This is a genomic window from uncultured Oceanicoccus sp., assembly GCF_963968385.1.
GTDB lineage: Bacteria > Pseudomonadota > Gammaproteobacteria > Pseudomonadales > Dasaniaceae > Oceanicoccus.
The window spans coordinates 1-4,263 of record NZ_CAXAHB010000104.1; the positions used below are offsets into that span (position 1 = coordinate 1).

Consider the following 4,263-nt stretch of genomic DNA (forward strand, 5'->3'; position numbering starts at 1 on the left):
AATTTGGTCGGAACGGCAGGATTTGAACCTGCGACCACTACACCCCCAGTGTAGTGCGCTACCAGACTGCGCTACGCCCCGAAAGATTTAACTGCCTGGCAGTTTGGAGGACGGCCATTATACCGAAATGCTTTTTCGGAACAAGCCGAATTCGGTAGTAAAAAACACGGTATAGGCGTAGTAAAAACCTGCTTATAGATAGCCATTTTAGTGACTAGCCGCAACAATAAAATACTCTGATTATCAGATGCTAATCCAATAGCGACAGTTGCAAGCTATCCTCAAGCAGATAGTCTTTTGCTTGGTGACTGACAGGGCATTGAAACTTAAGCTGATAGCAACATAGCTGTAAATCCTGAGTTTGTTGCTGATCGCTGCCATATAGCCTATCTCCGACAATAGGGTATCCGGCACTGCTTAAGTGTTTGCGGATTTGATGTTTGCGGCCTGTTTCTATCGCAATATGGACCCGTGAAAATTGTTGATTGCTAGATAAAGTACGAATATGACTTGCCGCCGGTTTCTCATCAATGGGCATACTTAGTGTCTGCGTAGCTGGAAACTGACCTTCTACAATAGCTTGATAATGTTTTTCAATCTGCCGTTGTTCAAATAAGGCGGCCAACGCTGCTGCTGTTTTCTTTTTATGAGCCACTATCACCAATCCTGTCGTGGCCCGATCTAAACGATGCACAATAAAGCATGGTCGTTGCAATTGCTGTTCGGCCATTCGGTGTATGGTATGGTGATCACCCCACTTGGAACCCTGACAATAGACGCCATAGGGCTTATACCAAAGGCTATAGTGATCTTCATCGGCTACCATGGTTGCGGGTGCAGGTTCGCTGGTCAGAATATTTTCATCATAGTAAAGATGCAATTGATCGCCTGCGATTAACTGGCTCTTAGCTCGGCGCAGACGTTGAGTGTGTTGTTGGCGAGTTAGCCAAACAGCGCCTTTTTGCATGGCCTGTTTAATCGTATTTTTAGGCAGCTCGGTATGAGCTGAGAGTATATCAACAGCGCTCAATTGATCATCGGTAACAGGGATATGTTGTTCAAAATGCAATGGCGTTGGGTTCATGCTGGCTCTGGGTGGCAATAACAGAGTGCCATTGTGCAGAATTTTTTCGGACCTCGCTAATCATATTTACATGAATATATTGGGAAAAATTTATTATCTGATAAAAGCGTCTTATATTTTTTCTATGGGTAACGATTGGTTGGAAACCAACCCGATGGCTGGTTTATCATCACCCAAAAAACATAAAATCAATGTTGCTCCCAGACATTAAGATTAAAGTCTTAAGCCACCATCCATTTCAATAATGCGGCCAGTGAAGTAATCATTTTCAAAAATATAGGCACAGGTGTGGCCAATTTCTTCCGGTGTGCCCATACGCTTGAGAGGAGCGGCTGCTGTCAAATTTTCCAGCGCTTCTGGTTTCATGCTGGCAGCCATATCGGTGGCGATAATACCGGGGGCAATCGCTGCCGAACGAATGCCATAACGAGCTAATTCTTTGGCCCAAGAAACGGCCATAGCTGCAACCCCAGCCTTTGCGGCAGAGTAGTTAGTCTGGCCTATATTACCGGCTCTGGAGAGGCTGGAGATATTGATGATGACGCCTTCTATACCCAGCTTGATCATTCGCTCGGCGGCTTCGCGGCCACAAAGAAACACGCCGGTCAGGTTAACGTCGATAACGTCTTGCCATTCAGTAAAGCTTAATTTCTTCACAATCTCGCCGTCTTTAACTTTAATTAATAGACCGTCGCGAAGAATGCCGGCATTGTTGATGATGCCGTTAAAGCTACCAAAGTCTTCAACGATTTGGTCAAAAGTTGAAATAACATCGTCTTCTTTGGTTACGTTGGCGATATAGGCTTTAGCATCACCCCCCGCTGCTTTACATAGCTCAACCGCTTCGTCGAGCTTTTCCCGACTGAGGTCGATTAGTGCTAATTTGGCACCTTTGGCTGCTAGCGTTATCGCCATGGAGCGTCCAAGCCCTTGTCCGCCGCCAGTAACCACTATAACTTTTCCGTTAAGATCCATGATAAGAAGCCTCTCTCTTGTTGTTGCTATTCAAATAATTGCTTAGAAAAAAACGCGCGGGCATTATTGCAGTAAATAAGCTGTTTTCCAATCGATAGTCGCTGTGAGAGGTGATGGACTTGACATTGATCCTATGCGGCCTCATTGTTTGTTGACTAACCACACTTGTCTATCACTGAGACTGACTTCAATGCGTCTTTTTCTACTTTTGTTTATCACTGTTCCCATTGTTGAGATGTGGCTGTTAATTGAAGTCAGCTCCCATATTGGTGCTTACAGCACCATCTTTCTGGTTTTCCTGACGGCGGCAATGGGTCTGGCCTTGCTACGACAGCAGGGGCTGAGCACCTTATTGCGAGTGGATCAACGAATGGCGCGGGGCGAATTGCCTGCGGGTGAGATCCTTGAAGGGGTGATGTTGGCGGTGGGCGGTGCGCTGTTGTTAACGCCAGGTTTTATCACTGATGCGATTGGTTTTGCTTGTCTGTTACCTTTTAGCCGTAAGTTATTGGTGGCCTTATTGTTAAAGCAAAGCAAGGTGCAGGCTTCCTATGGAAATAATCGTGGTTTTCAATCTTCATTTCAGTCGACTGAAAGCATGAGGGCTTCCAGTACTCAACCTGATCTGCAAAATGGCTCGGTTATTGAGGGCGAATATAAGCGTGAACCCTAGCTTAAATCTCTGTGTGAATTAATGATTGCTCTATTTCCCTTAGCCGTAATTACTCGGTGCTAAAAAAAACCGTTATTCCCCTTGATATCGATTTGGCTGGCCCCATATATGGCAACATCCCGGTTTTCCGGAATTTTAAACCAAAATCATTAACCTACATTTTTGGAGAATTGCCAAAATGAATATTCGTCCGTTATACGATCGCGTTGTCGTTCGTCGCAAGGAAGAAGAAGAAACCTCAACCGGCGGCATCATTCTGTCTGGCTCGGCGAAAGAAAAACCCAATCAGGGTGAAGTGCTGGCTGTTGGTGAAGGTAAGTTGTTAGATAACGGTGACGTTCGCGCTTTATCGGTAAAAGTTGGTGATCAAATTGTATTTGGTCAGTATGCCGGTAGTAATACCATCAAGGTTGACGGTGAAGAGCTGATCATCATGAGCGAAAACGAAATTTTCGGTGTAATTGGTTAATTGCCGGTTCACTTACCCTTTTGAAGATATTTATAGTTAAAGGAACACAATCATGGCTAAACAAGTGATATTCGGCGATGAAGCTCGCCAAAGAATGTTAAATGGCGTCAACATTCTTGCTGATGCGGTTAAAACAACGCTGGGGCCCAAAGGGCGTAACGTTGTGTTAGATAAGTCTTTTGGTGCGCCTACGGTAACCAAAGACGGTGTCTCTGTTGCCAAAGAAATCGAGCTGGAAGACAAGCTGGAAAATATGGGTGCACAGATGGTTAAGGAAGTGGCTTCCAAAGCCTCTGACGACGCTGGTGATGGCACTACTACAGCGACAGTACTGGCTCAGGCTATCGTTAATGAAGGTTTGAAATCCGTGGCTGCGGGTATGAACCCAATGGACCTCAAGCGTGGTGTTGATCAGGCGGTTACCGCGGCGGTGGCTGAAGTTGAGAAAATGGCTGCGCCCTGTGGTGATGGCAAATCTATCGCTCAGGTAGGTTCTATTTCTGCAAACAGCGACCAGCAAGTTGGTGACATCATTGCAGAAGCGATGGAAAAAGTCGGTAAAGAAGGCGTTATCACCGTTGAAGAAGGCAATGTACTGGAAAATGAACTAGACGTTGTTGAAGGTATGCAGTTTGATCGCGGTTACCTCTCGCCTTACTTTATCACTAACTCTGAAAATATGACTGTAGAGCAGGAAAATCCTTTTATCCTGCTAGTTGATAAGAAAATCTCCAATATCCGTGAATTGCTCCCTCTACTGGAGCAAGTCGCCAAAGCGAGCCGTCCATTGGTGATTATTGCCGAAGATCTTGAAGGCGAAGCGCTGGCTACTTTGGTGGTTAACAATATGCGTGGCATCGTTAAAGTGTCTGCCTGTAAAGCCCCTGGTTTTGGCGATCGTCGCAAGGCGATGCTCGAAGATATCGCTGTGCTAACGGGCGGTACAGTGATTTCTGAAGAAATCGGTCTTGAACTTGAGGCGGTTACCCTTGAGCAGTTAGGCACGGCCAAGCGTGTCACTATGGATAAAGATAACTCGGTTATCGTTGATGGTGCTGGCGA

5 protein-coding genes and 1 tRNA gene are annotated in these 4,263 nt (G+C 45.8%); 3 read left to right on the forward strand and 3 right to left on the reverse strand.

All coding sequences use genetic code 11. The features are described from left to right. Positions 1 to 4 precede the first annotated feature (4 nt). From AACP44_RS08560 to AACP44_RS08570, 3 genes are all read right to left on the reverse strand, one after another. Positions 5 to 81 (reverse strand) — tRNA-Pro (locus AACP44_RS08560). Positions 82 to 250: 169 nt separating this feature from the next. Then, complete coding sequence (locus AACP44_RS08565; protein WP_339340111.1) at positions 251 to 1,084, reverse strand: RNA pseudouridine synthase; 834 nt, start codon at positions 1,082 to 1,084, stop codon at positions 251 to 253. 213 nt (positions 1,085 to 1,297) lie between these two features. Then, on the reverse strand, positions 1,298 to 2,059 hold the full coding sequence (locus AACP44_RS08570; RefSeq protein ID WP_339340112.1) for an SDR family oxidoreductase: 762 nt from the start codon (positions 2,057 to 2,059) through the stop codon (positions 1,298 to 1,300). A gap of 190 nt (positions 2,060 to 2,249) precedes the next feature. Between AACP44_RS08570 and AACP44_RS08575 the strand changes: the two genes are divergently transcribed. The 3 genes from AACP44_RS08575 to groEL all read left to right on the forward strand — a co-directional run. Next, a complete protein-coding gene (locus AACP44_RS08575; protein ID WP_339340113.1) occupies positions 2,250 to 2,732 on the forward strand; it encodes an FxsA family protein in 483 nt (160 codons plus the stop codon). 178 nt (positions 2,733 to 2,910) lie between these two features. Beyond that, on the forward strand, positions 2,911 to 3,201 hold the full coding sequence (locus tag AACP44_RS08580) for a co-chaperone GroES (RefSeq protein WP_339340114.1): 291 nt from the start codon (positions 2,911 to 2,913) through the stop codon (positions 3,199 to 3,201). A 49-nt stretch (positions 3,202 to 3,250) separates the two neighbouring features. After that, the coding region (groEL, locus tag AACP44_RS08585) for a chaperonin GroEL (protein ID WP_339340115.1) at positions 3,251 to 4,263 on the forward strand (1,013 nt) is incomplete at its 3' end.

Coding starts and splice junctions, on each gene's coding strand:
- AACP44_RS08565 (WP_339340111.1), bottom strand. CDS start 1,084: ATGAACCCAACGCCATTGCATTTTGAACAACATATCCCTGTTACCGAT.
- AACP44_RS08570 (WP_339340112.1), bottom strand. CDS start 2,059: ATGGATCTTAACGGAAAAGTTATAGTGGTTACTGGCGGCGGACAAGGG.
- AACP44_RS08575 (WP_339340113.1), top strand. CDS start 2,250: ATGCGTCTTTTTCTACTTTTGTTTATCACTGTTCCCATTGTTGAGATG.
- AACP44_RS08580 (WP_339340114.1), top strand. CDS start 2,911: ATGAATATTCGTCCGTTATACGATCGCGTTGTCGTTCGTCGCAAGGAA.